Source organism: Zhenhengia yiwuensis (assembly GCF_014384995.1).
Classification (GTDB): Bacteria; Bacillota; Clostridia; order Lachnospirales; family Cellulosilyticaceae; genus Zhenhengia; species Zhenhengia yiwuensis.
On the sequence record NZ_JACRSY010000001.1, the window covers coordinates 188,635 to 204,998 of the forward strand.

Below are 16,364 nucleotides of genomic sequence, written 5' to 3' on the forward strand. Positions count from 1 at the left end.
GGTATGACAGCAGAAATGAAAAAGATAAAAAAAGCTGAACAAAAAGAAGCTAAGCTACGTATGAAGCAAATTTCTAAAGAAAATAATAAAATCATTAAGAAGTTTGAGAAAGAGAAGAAACGCAAAAAGGTTGATCCTTCTGAGTATCAAACAACTATGGAAAATCCAGATAACATTATTGAAATTGATAATTTACATACTTATTTCTTTACAGATATGGGGACAGTTAAATCTGTAAATGGTGTCTCTATTGAGGTGCCAAAAGGAAAGACAGTTGCATTAGTAGGAGAGTCTGGATGTGGTAAGTCTGTTACGAGTCTTTCTGTTATGAAGCTTGTACAAGGACCTACAGGTCAAATCGTAGATGGAGCTATTCGCTATAACCGTAAAGGTGGTGCAGTAGATATTGTTAAGACTCCAATTAGCGAAATGCAACATATTCGTGGTAATGAAATTGCCATGATTTTCCAAGAGCCTATGACAAGTCTTAATCCAATCTTTACAATTGGTTATCAAATTGATGAAACCATTAAACTTCATCGACCTGATATGAAAGATGAAGATATTAAAAAGCAAACTATTGAAATGCTTAAATTAGTAGGGATTGCCCGTGCAGAGGGGATTTATGACTGTTATCCACATGAACTTTCAGGTGGTATGCGTCAACGTGTTATGATTGCTATGTCACTTTCTTGTGACCCTCAGTTTATTATTGCAGATGAACCTACAACTGCACTTGATGTAACGATTCAAGCACAGATTTTAGACTTACTTCGTGATATTAAGCAAAAAATAGATGCAAGTATTCTCCTTATTACACATGACCTTGGTGTAGTAGCAGAAATGGCAGATTATGTTGTGGTTATGTATGCAGGTAAAATTGTAGAACAAGGCACAGCTCATGAAGTCTTCCTTAATCCAAAACATCCTTATACAATGGGGCTTATTAAGAGTAAGCCAGCGGTAGGTAAAGTAGTAGACCGTCTTTACTCTATTCCAGGAGCGGTACCAAACCCTGTAAGTATGCCAAATTACTGTTTCTTTAAAGACCGTTGTGATAAGTGTCTTGCAAAATGCAATGGAGATATTCCAGAACTTAGATATATATCAGAGGATCATAAAGTGGCTTGTCATCTTTATGATAGCAAAGGAGGGAAATAAATGTCAGAAAATATTTTAGAAGTTAAAGAACTGAAAAAATATTTCCCTATTAAAGCAGGGGTTATCCAACGTGTAGTAGGGCATGTTAAAGCTGTTGACGGTATTTCTTTTAATATCAAGAAAGGTTCTACTTTTGGGCTTGTAGGGGAATCAGGTTGTGGTAAAACAACAGTTGGTCGTACACTTCTTCGTCTTCAAGAAAGTTCAGGCGGAAGTGTTATGTTTGATGATAAAGATGTTTTCAAGCTTTCTAACAAACAATTACGTGCTATTCGCCCAGATATGCAGCTTATTTTCCAAGATCCATATAGCTCCCTTAGTCCAAGAATGCCAGTTGGTGAAATTATTGGGGAAGGTGTGCGTGAGCATAATATTGTACCTAAAGAAGAATATAGAAGCTATATTATGAGTATTATGGAAAAATGTGGTCTTCAACCTCATCATATTGACCGTTATCCACATGAATTCTCAGGTGGACAACGCCAACGTATTTGTATTGCACGTGCTATAGCGCTTAAACCAAAAGTTATTGTATGTGATGAGCCAGTATCTGCGCTTGATGTATCTATTCAAGCTCAAATTATTAACTTACTTAAAGACCTTCAAGAAGAATTTGGATACAGCTACTTATTTATTTCCCATGACTTAAGTGTTGTTGAACATATTTCAGATGAAGTAGGGGTTATGTACCTTGGAAATTTAGTAGAAAAAGCTCCTAAAGAAGAGCTTTTCAAAAATCCTAAACATCCTTATACAAAAGCACTTTTCAGTGCTATTCCAGTGCCAGACCCAACAGTAAAAATGAATCGTATTATCCTAGAAGGAGATATTCCTTCACCTGCAAATCCTCCATCAGGGTGTAAATTCCATACAAGATGTCAGCATTGCATGGAAATTTGTAAGACAGTGGCACCAGAGTATAGAGATTATGGTAATGAACATTTTGTAGCATGCCACTTATATGACAATGAATAAGGTAAATGATGAATTCAAAGATGATGGAAGAACAGTAGCAGATATGGATATACCAGGTATGCCATGGTATGCAGGTCCTAATGACCGATTAGGCGATAGACCTAAGGCAAAACGTAACTCTCTTGTAGAAGAGCGTATTGTACTCACTAAGGGAGAGAAACGTGCTATTTATAAAGGTATTATAGCTGCCATATTGCCATTAGTCCTTGCATTCGCGGTAGGTTATTTCTTTATTTTCCTATTTTTAGACAAAGTATGGCTATCTTAAATAGAGGCGTGTAAGATATGAAATCTTACACGCTTTTATAATGTACGACTATTGAAATATAATGAGTTTTTTTGTATACTACCTAAAGATTAAAAAGGTTTACAGAAAGTATGAGGGATATGATATGCTTGTTACAAGGGATAAACAGTTTTATAAATTATTATTAAGCATTGCACTTCCTATTGCTATGCAAAACTTAATTACTTTTGCAGTAAGTATGGTAGATACTTTAATGCTTGGGACACTAGGTGAAGTAGAGTTATCAGCAGCATCTATTAGTAATAATCTTTTCTTTGTCTTTATGATTTTGAACTTTGGGCTTGCAGGAGGTTCTAATATTCTTATTTCTCAATATTGGGGAAAGAATGATGTAAAGGCTATTCATAAGGTGCTTGCTATAATGTATAAAGTGTGTGTAGCTTTATCTATTGTTTTTACGGCTATAGCACTATGTGCACCTCGTCTATTTATTAGTATTTTCACACCAGATATGGCAGTTGTGGATGCTGGAGAAAAATACTTACGCATTGTAGGATTAGGATACTTTTTCTATGCTATTACAAATTGTAGTATTATGATGCTTCGTTCCGTGAAGACCGTTAAAATCTCTATGGTAGTCTATTCTATTTCTCTACTTGTTAATGCATTCTTTAACTGGATTCTTATTTTTGGTAACTTAGGTGCACCACGTTTAGGGATAGAAGGTGCGGCAATTGCTACGGTTTTAGCGCGTTTTGTAGAATTTGCAATTGTAATGTGTTTTATGGCATTCTTTGAGAAAAAAATCAAGTTTAGACTAAGCTACTTTAAAATAAAAGATGCCCTAATGAAAAAGGACTACATTAAAACTTGTACACCAGTTGTATTTAATGAGTTTCTTTGGGCAATGGGATCTTCCATGGTAGCTGTTATTGTAGGTAGACTAGGAACAGAAGTTGTAGCAGCTAATAGCATTAGTAATGTGGTGAATCAATTTGTAACGGTCTTTATTTTTGGTTTATCAAGTGCAGCAGCTGTTATGATTGGTAATAGTATTGGGGAAGGGAACTATAAGAAGACTAAAGAATATGCAGCAACTATTGCAATTTGTGTAGCTTGTTTAGCTGTTTTTGCAGGATTTCTTACTTTTACACTTAGACCTTTCATTGTACAGTTCTATAATGTATCAGATTTAACGAAGTCTATTGCTATGGATATTATGGCGGTTAACTCTGTGATTGTATTCTTCCAGGCCATGGCAAACACAACTAATATTGGTATTTTGCGTGGTGGTGGAGATGTGAAGTTTGTACTGGTTAATGATGTCATTTTTATGTGGCTTGTAGCTATTCCGTTAGGGTTTATTGCTGCTTTTGTATGGAGCTGGCCAGTTATTGCTGTATTTTGTGTTATAAGAGTAGATGAAATATTAAAGGTTATTTGTAGTACAAGACGTATTATAAGTTGGAAATGGATTACCAATGTTACAAGAGATGAAGAATATGCAGCTTAAAGAGGAGACGGTATGAAAATATTAGGTATTACAAAGAAAGAACTATTCCTAATCTTATTAGGAACAACCCTTCTTGCTTTAGCTATTAACTGGTTTTTATCACCAAGTGGCTTAGTTACAGGAGGAATTTCAGGAACTTCTATTATTGTAGAGGAAGTCACAAGCAATGTGTTTGGCGTAGGTGTACCTTTATGGGTAACGAATATTTGTTTAAATATTCCTCTATTTTTAATAAGTATTAAACAACGTGGTTTTAAATTTGCGCAGAAGTCTTTATATAGTGTTTTATGGCTTTCTGTCGCTTTATGGTTCACAGGATTTTTCCCTAATCCATTCCTTACAACAGGAGACTTACTTCTTCCAGCTATTTTTGGAGGAGCATTAATAGGGGCGGCAATTGGTCTTGTTATACAAGCAGGAGGGACAACAGGTGGAACAGATATGCTTGCCTCTATTATTAAATTTAAGAACCCATCTTTTCCTATCACTCAGCTTATGCTTATGATTGATGGTATAATTATATTATGTGGTTTCTTTATTTTCGGGCAGGAAAAAGCTATGTATGCTGTTATTGCTGTATTTATTACTTCAAAAGTAATAAGCAATATTATAGAAGGTGTACATTATGCTAAAGCAGCATTTATCATATCAGCCCATAGTGATAAGATTGCTAAAGAAATTATGGAGAAAATTCCACGTGGTGTAACAGGACTTAAAGCAACGGGAATGTATTCTAAATCAGATAAAGAAGTCCTTTATGTGGTTGTATCTCAAAAAGAAATTACAAGGCTTCGTGATTTAGTAAGAGATATAGATCCTAAGGCTTTTGTGACCATTGCTGATGTAAAAGAAGTACTTGGAGAAGGCTTTATAACTGAATACAATGATTTAGCAGCATAACTTGTCAAAAATACTTACATTGAGGTATAATGTTAATTGACTATAAATAATCGTATAAATTCGATAATATGGATCGAAAGTTTCTACCTACAAACCTTAAATTTGTGGACTACGAGGTGTTTATGTTTTGCATGCTATGCAAAGCTTATAGACTCCTCTTTTTTTTGAGGAGTCTTTTTTTTATTACTATTTTATAGAAAAGGGTGTTAAATCATGAATGTATCCAATTTCTTTATTACAGGTGGTAAAGGTGTGGGAAAATCTACACTTTTAAAGGCACTTACAGAGGAACTAGAGCTGACTAAAGATTTAACTGGATTTGTTACTTTACCTTACTTTGAAAAGGAGGCAAGAAAAGGATTTTATCTGCATAGTATGATAGAAGTAGAGGGGAATGACAAGCCTATTTCTATTCAGCCTGATGAAGTGTCTTGTGAAAGTATTAGGGAAACTTTTGAAACCCTTGGTGTGGATGTCCTCATTAAAAGCTTGGAATATCCAGAAAAACATGTAGTAATGGACGAACTTGGCACTTTAGAAGGAGAGGCTTATCTTTTTCAGGAACAAGTACATAACTTATTAAGCAGTCCTAAAATTGTACTAGGGGTTATAAAGCATAAGGAACATCCTTTTTTAGATGCCATTAGGCAAAGAGAAGATACAATGATTTACACAGTCACTGAAGAAAATAGGGATGAGATAAAAGAACAGATTAAACAAGATTACCTAAAAAGGTTTTCAAATAAATAGATTAAGGGGAATAGCATGAAAATGAAAAAGTTTATGTATATGGTAGCATGTATGAGTTTATTAGTAGGCTGTGCAAAGGCACCAGTGGGGTCACCTGAAGTAACATCTGAGCCTATATCAGCTGAGCAAGGAGGTACAGAAAATAAAGAAGCAACTGCAAAACAGCCAGAACAAGAAACTGTAGAACGTGAGATTACAGTTACAGATCAGCTAGGTAGAGAAGTAACAATCAAAGGAGATGTAAACCGTATTGTCTCTTCTTATTACATTACATCTTCTATGCTTATTGCCTTAGATGCAAAAGATAAAGTAGTAGGGCTTGAAATGAAGGCAGATACAAGAGAAATTTACAAACAAGCAGCACCGCAGTTCTTAGAGCTTCCAGCAGTAGGATCCGGTAAAACTTTCAATGTAGAAGAAGCACTTGCATTAGAGCCAGATCTTATTATTTTACCGTATAGATTAGAATCTTTTATTCCACAAATTGAATCTTTAAATATTCCAGTTATTGCAGTAGAGCCTGAAAGTATGGAAGACTTCCTTGCATGTATTGAGTTAATAGGAACAGCTATTGGACATGAGGAGGAGGCTGAGAAGCTTCTTAAATATTTTGATGATGTGACAAAAGAAGTAGAAGGTCTTACGGCTTCACTTACAGATAGACCTTCTGTATATCTAGCAGGAAGTAGTAATCCTCTTGTAACTTGTACAGGACTTATGTATCAAAACGATCTTATTGAGATTGCAGGTGGGGAGAATGTAACAAAGGAGTTAACAGATGCTTACTGGCAGACAATCTCAAATGAAGAACTTTTAAGTATGAATCCTGAATATATGTATGCTGTAAGTTATGCAGATTATGATTTAACAGCTATTACAGAAGAGGCTAACTTTAAAGATATTGAAGCTGTAAAAGCAGGAAATGTTGCATACTTCCCATCTATCCTTGAACCTTGGGATTATCCAACACCATCAGCAGCACTTGGTATGCTTTGGCTTTTAAATGATCTTCATCCAGATCTTTATGACGAAGAAGCGTATTTAGAAGATGCAAAAGCCTTTTATAAAGAATTCTATGATATTGAGGTAACAGAGGAAGCACTTGGACTATGAGAAAGAAAACTCTTTTTGTAGGTAGTCTTTTAATCTTATGCATCATGATGGCCCTTTCATTAGGGCGTTATAGTCTATCTTTTAAAGAGGTCTTAGAAGTTATAATGGGGACTTCTAAAGAAAGTCTCCATTATACAGTTGTTTATGGAATGCGCTTACCGCGTATTATGCTTGTTCTATTATGTGGTAGTGGACTTGCCCTAGCAGGACATACCTATCAGGTTGTCTTTAGGAATCCTCTTGTATCGCCAGATGTATTAGGGGTAAGTGCAGGATGTTCTTTTGGTGCAGCTTTTGCCATGGTTTTTCTAGGTGGAGGGCTTATGGCAATAGGAGGCATGTCTTTTTTATGCGGTATAGTTGTTGTAAGTTTAACTATGCTACTTGCAAGGCGTATGAGAAATAAGACACTTGGTTTGGTACTTTGGGGGATTGTAACAAGTTCCATTGCCTCATCAGGACTGATGCTCATTAAATATGGAGCAGACCCTTACAAACAGTTGCCAGCCATAGAGTTTTGGCTTATGGGTGGTTTTTATCAAGCAAGTTGGCAACAAGTTGGGGCGATAGGTTTAATATTTAGTATAGCTATAGTCTCTTTATATTTATTAAGATGGAAGTTAAAAGTTATGATGCTTGGAGATGAAGCGGCACATGTATTAGGGGTCAATGTAAAGGCTGTACGTTATGGTGCTTTAAGTGTAGCAACTTTTTTAGTTGCAATCATTATTTCTTTAGTAGGACTTGTAAGTTGGATTGGACTTATTGCTCCCCACCTTGCAAAGCTTTATACAAAGAAAGAGGATTTAAGTTGCATGACCATGGCTATGGTGTTAGGGAGTTTAGTGCTTCTTATAGCAGATACCTGTGCGCGAACACTTTTTCCAGCAGAGCTTCCCATTAGTATTTTAACATCTTTTATGGGGGCTATTTTACTAGCCATCATTTTATTACAATCAAAACAGTAATGACGGAGGATAGAGTTGTGTTCACAATGACAAATTATGTAACAGTTGGGTCACTAGAAGAGGCGTATGCCTTATTAGGGAAAAATAAAAGTAATAAGATTCTAGGGGGTACTTTATGGATGAGAATGGGGAGCCAAACAATCCATACAGGTATTGACCTTAGTCAATTAGGATTAGATCAAATTGTAGAAAATGAAGAAGCTATAGAAATAGGGGCAATGTGTTCCTTAAGGATGATTGAAACACATCCCCTTATGAATGAATATTTTTCAGGGATAGTTGCTGAAAGTGTGAAGGATATAGTAGGTGTACAGTTTAGAAACTGTGCAACTATTGGAGGAAGCATTTACAGCCGATTTGGGTTTTCTGATATACTTACAGCACTACTTGCCCTAGATACTTATGTAGAACTTTATCATGGGGGGATTCTATCTTTAGAAGATTTTATTAAAACATCTTATGAAAAAGATATTCTTGTTAAAATAATTATTAAGAAAGAACAGATAAAGGGGACTTATCAGACAGAACGTTTGAGCCATACAGATTTTCCAGTTTTAGCTGTGGCTGTTACGAAAGGTCAAAAGGGCTATAAAATCTCTGTAGGTGCTAGGCCAAGTAAAGCAGCACTTGCCTATGAGGCAATGCATTATTTAAATACACGAGATGAACTTGGTGAAGAAATGATAGAAAGTGCAGTACATAAAGTAATAGAAGAACTGAACTTTGGGTCAAATATGAGAGCAAGTGAAACTTATCGTAAACATCTTGCAAAAGTGCTTATCAAACGTTCTTTAAAAACACTTAGTTACTAGAGGGGGAAAGACATGAAAATTAAAGTATGGGTTAATGGAAAATTAGTTCAAGATGATATTGCACCAGATATGACTTTATTTAACTACTTAAGAGATAAAGGCTATAAAAGTGTAAAATGTGGTTGTGATACAAGTAATTGTGGGCTTTGTACAGTATGGGTAGAAGAAAAAGCAGTACTTTCTTGCAGTGTACTTGCTATGCGTGTTGATGGAAAACATGTAACAACTTTAGAAGGCTTACAAGATGAAGCAGAAGCTTTTGGAATGATGCTTGCAAGTGAAGGAGCAGAGCAATGTGGTTATTGTAGTCCTGGTCTAATTATGAATGTATTAAGAATGAAAAGAGAGCTTAAAAATCCAACAGATGAGGAAATTAAAGCTTATTTATCAGGAAATCTATGTAGATGTACAGGTTATATGGGACAGTTACGTGCCATTAAAAAATACATGAGTCAAAATGGGGAGGCATAACATGAAGACAGTTCATCAACCTATTATAAAATTAGATGCAAAAGCGCTTGTAACAGGAAAGCCTGTTTATACGGAGGACTTAGCACCAAGTGACTGCCTTGTTGTAAAACTTTTACGTAGTCCACATGCTTATGCAAAAATATTAGAGATTAAAAAAGATATCGCACTTAAAGTACCAGGGATAGAATGTATCTTGACTTATGAAGATGTGCCACAACAACGCTTCACTATGGCCGGTCAGTCTTACCCTGAACCAAGTCCTTATGATAGGCTAATCTTAGATAAATATGTACGTTATGTGGGTGATCCTGTTGCTATTGTAGCAGGAGAGAATGAAAAAGCTGTTGACCGTGCACTTAAGCTGATTAAAGTACAATATGAAATACTTGAGCCTGTTCTTGATTTTGAACAAGCTATAGATCATCCTTCATGTATTCATCCAGAAGAAGATTATCATGTAAACTTTGATATTGGTAATGAGGTAAAACGTAATATTTGTTGTAAAGAAGGTTTTGAAGTAGGGGATATAAATAAGGCATTTAGTGAATCAGATGTTGTACTAGAACGTACATATCATACAAAAGCAAACAACCAAGCTATGATGGAAACGTTTAAGACTTATACTTATTTAGACTATAATGGGCGACTTAATATTGTAACAGCAACACAAATTCCTTTCCATGTAAGACGTATTTTAGCACGTGCACTAGATATGCCAAAGAGTAAAGTACGTGTTATTAAGCCACGTATTGGAGGAGGATTTGGAGCAAAACAAACCGTAGTAAGTGAGCCTTATCCAGCACTTGTTACACTTAAGACAGGCAAGCCAGCACGTCTATTCTTTACACGTACAGAGACTTTTATGGCTTCTACAAGTCGTCATGAAATGAAGATTACTGTTAAAATAGGAGCAGATAAAGAAGGTCATATTAAAGGGATTGAGATGTACACTTTATCGAATACAGGTGCTTATGGTGAGCATGGACCTACAACAGTTGGCCTATCAGGGCATAAAACCATGTCACTTTATAATAAAGCAGAGGCACTTAAATTCAGCTGTGACGTTGTCTATAGTAATACCATGTCTGCAGGCGCATTTAGAGGATATGGTGCTACGCAAGGTACTTTTGCATTAGAGTCTGCTATGAATGAGCTTGCTGTAGAACTTAATATGGATCCTATTGCTTTGCGTAAACTCAATATGTTAGAAGTAGGCGAAAGTATTAAAGCCTACTATGGTGAGATTCTTCAAAGCTGTGGGCTTTTAGAATGTCTTGAGACAGGTAAAAAGATGATTGAGTGGGATAAAAAATATCCAAGTTATAGAGTAGATGACCATAAGGTAAGGGGCGTTGGAATGGCTATGACCATGCAAGGTTCAGGTATCTCGAATATTGATATTGCATCAAGTCAGATCCGTTTAAATGATGATGGGTTCTATACCTTACTTATCGGTGCAGCAGATATGGGAACAGGGTGTGACACAATCCTTGCACAGATGGCAGCAGAATGCTTAGAGTGTGATTTAGATAAAATTGTTGTAAATGGCGTAGATACAGACCAATCTCCATATGATACGGGTTCTTATGCATCGAGTACAACTTATGTAACTGGAATGAGTGTTATTAAAGCTTGTGAAGAACTTAAAGAGAAAATGCTAAAAGAAGCAGCACTTCAACTAGGTATTGCACAAGAAGCGTTAATCTTTGAAGGTCACCAAATTAGTAATGAGGAAGGTACGGTAACGATTAGTTTAGATACACTTGCTCAAAATGCAGTAGTAGGTGAGCATGATTGCCTCATTGCTCAAGCATCGCATTCAAGTCCAGTATCACCACCACCTTTTATGGTTGGTTTTGCTGAGGTAGAAGTAGATACTGAAACAGGACACACTGAAATGATTGATTATGTAGGAGTTGTAGATTGTGGAACAGTCATCAATACAAGTCTTGCAAGAATACAGGCAGAAGGTGGAATTGCACAAGGAATTGGCATGGCACTTTATGAAGATATTACTTATACAGCAGAAGGGAAGATGCGTAATAACACCTTTATGCAGCATAATATTCCAACAAGGTTAGATGTGGGGAATATAAGTGTAGCATTTGAAAGTACTTATGAACCAACAGGACCTTTTGGGGCTAAATCGATTGGTGAAGTTGTTATTAATACACCTTGTCCAGCTATTGCACATGCTATTTATAATGCAACGGGTGTACGTGTGAGAGAACTGCCAATTACCCCTGAAAAAATTATATTAGGCGGTGAATAAAATGCGTATCCATGCTATTGTACTTGCAGCGGGTTTGAGCACACGTTTTGGTGATGATAAGCTTGCGAAACTTTATAAAGGACAAACGGTCCTTAATTATCTTTTGAATAAGTTAAAAGAACTACCATTTGAAGAAGTTTACGTTGTAACGAATGAAAAGACTTATAAGCTTATAGATGAAAGACTAAAGTTCAACATTTTAATCAATAAAGATGCACAGCAAGGGATAAGTACTTCTATACGATTAGGTTTGCAACTAAGTAGTGAATGTGAGGCTTATTGCTTTATAGTTGCAGACCAGCTTGCTTTAAAAAAAGAGACAATAGCGGATATGCTTAACACTTACAAGGACAATCAAACAGGTATTTTATGTGCTTCCCATAGAGGGGAATTAGGTAATCCTGTTATTTTTAGTAACTGCTATAAAGAAGAACTTATGCAGCTGAAAGGAGATGTGGGAGGTAAAAAAGTGCTGAAGAAACATTTAGCTGATGTAACCCTTTTTGAAGTAAGCGATAAGAACGAACTTATAGATATAGACACAAAATTAGACTGGAATAGATTACTAATGGAGGAAAAATCATGGAGCAACTAAAACAAAGAATTTTAACAGAAGGTCGTGTGAAAAGCGGGAATGTATTAAAGGTAGATAGCTTTTTAAATCATCAGATGGATATTCATCTATTTGATGAGATGGGAAAGGCATTTAAAGAGCGTTATAAAGAAGATGAAATTACAAAGATTGTCACAATTGAGGCATCAGGTATAGGGATTGCTTGCATAGTTGCAAGACACTTTAATGTGCCTGTTGTATTTGCTAAGAAGTCAGAATCACGTAACTTAGATGGAGATCTTTATACAAGTCCAATCTATTCTTTTACACATCAAAAGGAATATATGGTACGTGTAAGTAAGAAATTCTTATCAGCAGAAGATAAAGTACTTGTTATTGATGATTTCCTTGCAAATGGGAAAGCACTTATTGGATTATTAGATATCATTAAACAATCAGGAGCGACACTTGTAGGTGCAGGGATTGCAATTGAAAAAGGATTCCAAGGTGGTGGAGATGCACTCCGTGAACAAGGTATACGTATTGAGTCACTTGCGATTATAGATGAAATGGGCGAAGATTTTATCAAATTTAGAGATTAAATAGGATTATAAAAAACACCCTATAAGAAGGAGGATAACCTGCTACTTATAGGGTGTTTTTCTAATTTATGAGTGGTGGTGATGTCCACACCCACAGTCGTGATCATCATCGTGATGATGCCCGCCGCAGCACTCATGGGTGTCATGGTGATGGTGTCCACCGCAACATTTATGATTTTCTTCATGATGGTGATGGTCATGTCCGCAACCACAGTGGTCATCATGCTCCATACCGTAAAGTGGTGAATCATCATAGTAATCATCTTCAAAATCATAAGGTACATAGCCATCTTGATCCACGCCGCTTAATGTATCAAAGAAGCCCTTTTCTTCAAGGACATTGCTTAAGTACATCATAGTGAATAGATTACGTTTTGGATCAGATACATTTTCAAAACCTTGCATAATATAGTTATAGAAAGTTTGTTCATTCATAATGAAAGGCACAACAGACATAAAGTATTGCATACGTAATTTGCGAGGGATAGGAGCAAGCGTATTTAGTCTTGTACGTAAATCACTCATAAAGTCTTTAAGTACCTCTAGTACTTCTTGGCTATAAGGCTCATGCTTACCAGCATCAAATCCAAAGACATGATGAACAGACATGCTTAGGTAAGTTTGCATCAGTACAAAGAGTGGATCGATCTCTTTTGTTTTGCAAGCTTTTTTATAAAGTCCATTTAACTCTTCTTTAATGGTTCCAACACGTTCAGGAAGTGTTTCAAGGAAGATATCTTTATCATCTGAATCTGTTAAGATGTTTTGAATTGTACAGTATAAGTCATAGAAGCTTACATGTAGATCTGTAAGGGTTTCGAAAGAAAGTGCATCAAAAATAAGTAAGTTACTAAATGAACAAATCATATGATAAAGATTTTGGAGTAAATCAATAGCAAAATCTAAAGTTTCATTTGTAAGATCGGCTTCTTCGAAGAATTCTTCAGGGTCTTCAATGAGTTGAAGTTCTTCAAGACTTCTTCTAATATCTACAAAGCTTAATCCGTAATTTTCATAAAGTTGTCCATCAAAAAGTTGAAGGAGGATACTTGTTAAAAACTCAGCATTTTCTTTTGTATCTTCAATGTTAATTTTTTGAAGGCTCTTCTCAACATAAGCTAAGAAGCTGTCTTTAGTCATACGCATTGGAACGTATGGAAGTAGGCTTGCTGCACGGTCTTGGCGTTTGTGAGGGACTTTCTCAGCGAAGACAAAGCTACTACAGTCTTTAGCAAGCATATTAAAGTCCATATTTTTAGCATCTTCTTCTGTCAGATGGTAATCTTCATAAGTTGCTTCATTAATAGAGCTTTTAAGATTGTAAAGAGAAGTAAGATGCATAAGTTCACGTTTATAAGCACTTAAACTACGGAATTTCTCTTCTAGAGTTTTACGGTAGTCTACTAAATTTTGAGCATAAGTTTCTTTAAATTCACTTTCGCCATCTAAAAGACTAGGAAGTGTTGTAAAGAGTGTTTTTAAGTCAGATAAAATGCCTGATACGTCTTCATCAAAGTATTGGAAAGAAGAAGTACAAGGATTTTTAAGTACATTTAAATAATCATCTATCATACAAATATATGAATAGGAAACAGCTGCAAATATAGATTTTTGATTGTTGTCCATAAAAATCTCCTTTCAAAGTCATACTCTATTAAGAATATACAATTTCTATATAACATGCAAGCCTAATTCTAAGGTATTTGTAAAAATATGGTTTATTTTCTTGAAATTATTACCATAGTCAATTAAAATAATATAAAGGGGGTAGAAAAATGGAACAATTCAATCTAATCGGTCAGGATAAGAGACAAGCTCTCTTAAATGGCGAATCTAAAAATCCTCATCAATTACTTGGTTTACATGAATATACAATAGATGAAAAAATGAAACTAACAGTATGTATTTATAGACCAGATGCTAAAAGTATAAGTATTGCACCAGTAGGGGATAAGCAAAAAAAATATAAATTAATGCCAGTTGGTGAAGGATTATTTTTTTGTGTACTGCAACGTAGAAAACATAGATTCATTTATAGGGTATTTTGCGAAGATGAACAGGGAAATAAATGGGATTATATTGACCCCTACCAATTTGAAAGCTTTTTATCAGGGGAAGATTTAAGACTTTTTGAAGTAGGGAAGCATTATACACTTTATGAAAAGCTAGGGGCACATTTTACTACATTAGGAGGGGTAAAAGGCGTTTCTTTTGCAGTATGGGCGCCTAATGCCAAACGTGTGAGTGTAGTAGGAGACTTTAATCTATGGGATGGTAGAAGACATAGTATGAGATGTCTAGGGACAAATGGTATTTGGGAAATCTTTATACCAGAGATTGAAGTAGATAGCTGCTATAAATATGAAATTAAAACACAGGATGACACACTTCTTTATAAAGCAGATCCCTATGCTACAAGAAGTGAGCTAAGACCTCATACAGCCTCTAGGGTTTATACGCAGGATAGTTATAAATGGCATGATAAAAAGTGGTTAGAAAGTAGAATGAAAAAAGAATGGCATAGGTCCCCTATGTCTATTTATGAGTTACATATAGGTTCATGGAAAATGCATGCTGATGGAAACTTTTATACTTATAGAGAGCTTGCAGATGAGTTAGCGGATTATATTAAGGAAATGGGCTATACCCATATAGAACTATTAGGCATTTTAGAGCATCCTTTTGATGGATCATGGGGTTATCAGGTAACAGGTTACTTTGCACCAACGAGTAGATATGGTACACCTGATGATTTTAAATACCTTATAGATAAAATGCATCGTAATAAAATAGGTGTTATTTTAGACTGGGTACCTGCACATTTTCCTAAGGATGCATTTGGACTTGAAAAATTCGATGGGACGGCACTGTATGAACATTTTTTACCTGAACAGGCTAATCATCCACAGTGGGGCACGTTAATTTTTAATTATGGAAGAAAGGAAGTATGTTTATTCCTTATCAATAGTGCACTTTCATGGTTTAGTCAATATCATATTGATGGGCTTAGGGTAGATGCTGTAGCTTCTATGCTTTATTTAGATTTTGGAAGAGAAGGTGGAAATTATATTCCAAACCGTAATGGAGGCAGGGAAAACCTAGAAGCCATTGCGTTTTTAAAGCAGCTTAATACGGTAGTTTATGAAAAGTTCCAAGGTATTATGATGATTGCGGAAGAGTCTACCGATTGGGCTGGTGTCACACATCCTGTAGATCAGGGAGGACTTGGATTCGGATTTAAATGGAATATGGGATGGATGAATGATTACCTTAAATACATGGGGATGGATCCTCTTTTTAGAAAGTATGAGCATAATAAAATTACATTTAGTTTAATGTATGCTTTTAGTGAAAATTTCATTTTACCTTTATCTCATGATGAAGTTGTACATGGTAAGAGCCCGATGATTTATAAAATGCCAGGCGATGAGTGGAAGAAGTTTGCCAACTTACGTGTATGCTATGGTTATATGTTTACACATCCAGGTAAGAAAATGCTCTTTATGGGAAATGACTTTGCTCAAACTAATGAATGGACAGAAAAAGAAGAACTTAAATGGGGGCTTTTACAGTATGAACCACATAGACGGATGCAACGTTTTGTAAAAGACTTAAATACTTTCTATAAAGAACAAAAGAGCTTATGGCAGTTAGATGATACCTATGATGGGTTTGAGTGGATTGACTGCGATAATAGGGACCAAAGTATAGTCTCTTTTATACGTAAAGGGAAAAAAGAAGAAGATTATTTAGTTGTTGTAGTCAACTTTACACCTGAAGTAAGGCATAGTTATAGGATTGGTGTGCCAGAGAGAGGTACTTATAAAGAAATACTCAATAGTGACCATCCTATTTATGGAGGAAGTGGCGTTTTAAATACTCATGTAGTAGCGGTAGATGCACCATGGCACAATCAAAGTCAGCATATTGTAATAGAAATCCCACCTCTTGCAATAACTGTATTAAAAAAAGAAAAAAACTAAAGAAGGAGACTTTTTCATTATAAATGGGAATTCGGAGGGGGATA

The 16,364-nt window shown here is 35.6% G+C and carries 15 protein-coding genes and 1 riboswitch; of the genes, 14 read left to right on the forward strand and 1 reads right to left on the reverse strand.

Going from position 1 to position 16,364, the window contains the following annotated elements:
• The first annotated feature begins 3 nt into the window (after window positions 1-3).
• The 13 genes from H8718_RS00820 to H8718_RS00880 all read left to right on the forward strand — a co-directional run bounded on the left by H8718_RS00820 (window position 4) and on the right by H8718_RS00880 (window position 12,337).
• Complete coding sequence (locus H8718_RS00820; protein ID WP_249331202.1) at window positions 4-1,161, forward strand: ABC transporter ATP-binding protein; 1,158 nt, start codon at window positions 4-6, stop codon at window positions 1,159-1,161.
• The gene (locus tag H8718_RS00825; protein WP_177671174.1) at window positions 1,162-2,136 is read left to right on the forward strand and encodes an ABC transporter ATP-binding protein; all 975 of its coding nucleotides are present in this window, start codon (window positions 1,162-1,164) and stop codon (window positions 2,134-2,136) included.
• Window positions 2,123-2,404, forward strand: coding sequence for a hypothetical protein (locus tag H8718_RS00830; protein WP_177671173.1), 282 nt, complete (start codon window positions 2,123-2,125; stop codon window positions 2,402-2,404). Before H8718_RS00825 ends, H8718_RS00830 begins: the two co-directional genes overlap by 14 nt.
• Window positions 2,405-2,528: 124 nt before the next feature.
• The gene (locus H8718_RS00835) at window positions 2,529-3,896 is read left to right on the forward strand and encodes an MATE family efflux transporter (protein ID WP_249331163.1); all 1,368 of its coding nucleotides are present in this window, start codon (window positions 2,529-2,531) and stop codon (window positions 3,894-3,896) included.
• A 12-nt stretch (window positions 3,897-3,908) separates the two neighbouring features.
• Window positions 3,909-4,796, forward strand: coding sequence for a YitT family protein (locus H8718_RS00840; RefSeq protein ID WP_177671171.1), 888 nt, complete (start codon window positions 3,909-3,911; stop codon window positions 4,794-4,796).
• A 30-nt stretch (window positions 4,797-4,826) separates the two neighbouring features.
• Window positions 4,827-4,928: riboswitch (purine riboswitch) on the forward strand.
• An 81-nt stretch (window positions 4,929-5,009) separates the two neighbouring features.
• Window positions 5,010-5,546, forward strand: a complete 537-nt coding sequence (locus tag H8718_RS00845) for a nucleoside-triphosphatase (RefSeq protein ID WP_249331164.1) — start codon at window positions 5,010-5,012, stop codon at window positions 5,544-5,546.
• A 15-nt stretch (window positions 5,547-5,561) separates the two neighbouring features.
• Window positions 5,562-6,659 carry an ABC transporter substrate-binding protein gene (locus H8718_RS00850; RefSeq protein WP_177671169.1) on the forward strand — a complete coding sequence of 366 codons (1,098 nt, stop codon included), beginning with the start codon at window positions 5,562-5,564 and terminating at the stop codon, window positions 6,657-6,659.
• Window positions 6,656-7,627 carry a FecCD family ABC transporter permease gene (locus tag H8718_RS00855; RefSeq protein ID WP_177671168.1) on the forward strand — a complete coding sequence of 324 codons (972 nt, stop codon included), beginning with the start codon at window positions 6,656-6,658 and terminating at the stop codon, window positions 7,625-7,627. The genes H8718_RS00850 and H8718_RS00855 overlap by 4 nt, the downstream gene beginning before the upstream one ends.
• Window positions 7,628-7,653: 26 nt before the next feature.
• Window positions 7,654-8,439, forward strand: coding sequence for an FAD binding domain-containing protein (locus tag H8718_RS00860; protein WP_283246124.1), 786 nt, complete (start codon window positions 7,654-7,656; stop codon window positions 8,437-8,439).
• A 12-nt stretch (window positions 8,440-8,451) separates the two neighbouring features.
• Complete coding sequence (locus H8718_RS00865; RefSeq protein WP_177671166.1) at window positions 8,452-8,910, forward strand: (2Fe-2S)-binding protein; 459 nt, start codon at window positions 8,452-8,454, stop codon at window positions 8,908-8,910.
• A gap of 1 nt (window position 8,911) precedes the next feature.
• Window positions 8,912-11,182, forward strand: coding sequence for a xanthine dehydrogenase family protein molybdopterin-binding subunit (locus tag H8718_RS00870; protein ID WP_249331166.1), 2,271 nt, complete (start codon window positions 8,912-8,914; stop codon window positions 11,180-11,182).
• Window position 11,183: 1 nt separating this feature from the next.
• The gene (locus tag H8718_RS00875; protein WP_249331167.1) at window positions 11,184-11,777 is read left to right on the forward strand and encodes a nucleotidyltransferase family protein; all 594 of its coding nucleotides are present in this window, start codon (window positions 11,184-11,186) and stop codon (window positions 11,775-11,777) included.
• Complete coding sequence (locus H8718_RS00880; protein WP_249331168.1) at window positions 11,765-12,337, forward strand: xanthine phosphoribosyltransferase; 573 nt, start codon at window positions 11,765-11,767, stop codon at window positions 12,335-12,337. Before H8718_RS00875 ends, H8718_RS00880 begins: the two co-directional genes overlap by 13 nt.
• Window positions 12,338-12,403: 66 nt before the next feature.
• Here H8718_RS00880 and H8718_RS00885 read toward each other — a convergent pair whose 3' ends face one another.
• A complete protein-coding gene (locus tag H8718_RS00885; RefSeq protein WP_249331169.1) occupies window positions 12,404-13,963 on the reverse strand; it encodes a hypothetical protein in 1,560 nt (519 codons plus the stop codon).
• A 149-nt stretch (window positions 13,964-14,112) separates the two neighbouring features.
• On the opposite strand from H8718_RS00885, the gene glgB reads away from it, so the two are divergent.
• The gene (gene glgB, locus H8718_RS00890) at window positions 14,113-16,320 is read left to right on the forward strand and encodes a 1,4-alpha-glucan branching protein GlgB (RefSeq protein WP_249331170.1); all 2,208 of its coding nucleotides are present in this window, start codon (window positions 14,113-14,115) and stop codon (window positions 16,318-16,320) included.
• Window positions 16,321-16,364: the final 44 nt, after the last annotated feature.

Excerpts from the sequence above, each read along its gene's own strand:
- H8718_RS00885 (WP_249331169.1), bottom strand. The coding sequence starts at position 13,963 with ATGGACAACAATCAAAAATCTATATTTGCAGCTGTTTCCTATTCATAT.
- H8718_RS00855 (WP_177671168.1), top strand. The coding sequence starts at position 6,656 with ATGAGAAAGAAAACTCTTTTTGTAGGTAGTCTTTTAATCTTATGCATC.
- H8718_RS00820 (WP_249331202.1), top strand. The coding sequence starts at position 4 with ATGACAGCAGAAATGAAAAAGATAAAAAAAGCTGAACAAAAAGAAGCT.
- glgB (WP_249331170.1), top strand. The coding sequence starts at position 14,113 with ATGGAACAATTCAATCTAATCGGTCAGGATAAGAGACAAGCTCTCTTA.
- H8718_RS00845 (WP_249331164.1), top strand. The coding sequence starts at position 5,010 with ATGAATGTATCCAATTTCTTTATTACAGGTGGTAAAGGTGTGGGAAAA.
- H8718_RS00830 (WP_177671173.1), top strand. The coding sequence starts at position 2,123 with ATGACAATGAATAAGGTAAATGATGAATTCAAAGATGATGGAAGAACA.
- H8718_RS00875 (WP_249331167.1), top strand. The coding sequence starts at position 11,184 with ATGCGTATCCATGCTATTGTACTTGCAGCGGGTTTGAGCACACGTTTT.
- H8718_RS00850 (WP_177671169.1), top strand. The coding sequence starts at position 5,562 with ATGAAAATGAAAAAGTTTATGTATATGGTAGCATGTATGAGTTTATTA.
- H8718_RS00870 (WP_249331166.1), top strand. The coding sequence starts at position 8,912 with ATGAAGACAGTTCATCAACCTATTATAAAATTAGATGCAAAAGCGCTT.
- H8718_RS00860 (WP_283246124.1), top strand. The coding sequence starts at position 7,654 with ATGACAAATTATGTAACAGTTGGGTCACTAGAAGAGGCGTATGCCTTA.
- H8718_RS00835 (WP_249331163.1), top strand. The coding sequence starts at position 2,529 with ATGCTTGTTACAAGGGATAAACAGTTTTATAAATTATTATTAAGCATT.
- H8718_RS00825 (WP_177671174.1), top strand. The coding sequence starts at position 1,162 with ATGTCAGAAAATATTTTAGAAGTTAAAGAACTGAAAAAATATTTCCCT.
- H8718_RS00865 (WP_177671166.1), top strand. The coding sequence starts at position 8,452 with ATGAAAATTAAAGTATGGGTTAATGGAAAATTAGTTCAAGATGATATT.
- H8718_RS00840 (WP_177671171.1), top strand. The coding sequence starts at position 3,909 with ATGAAAATATTAGGTATTACAAAGAAAGAACTATTCCTAATCTTATTA.
- H8718_RS00880 (WP_249331168.1), top strand. The coding sequence starts at position 11,765 with ATGGAGCAACTAAAACAAAGAATTTTAACAGAAGGTCGTGTGAAAAGC.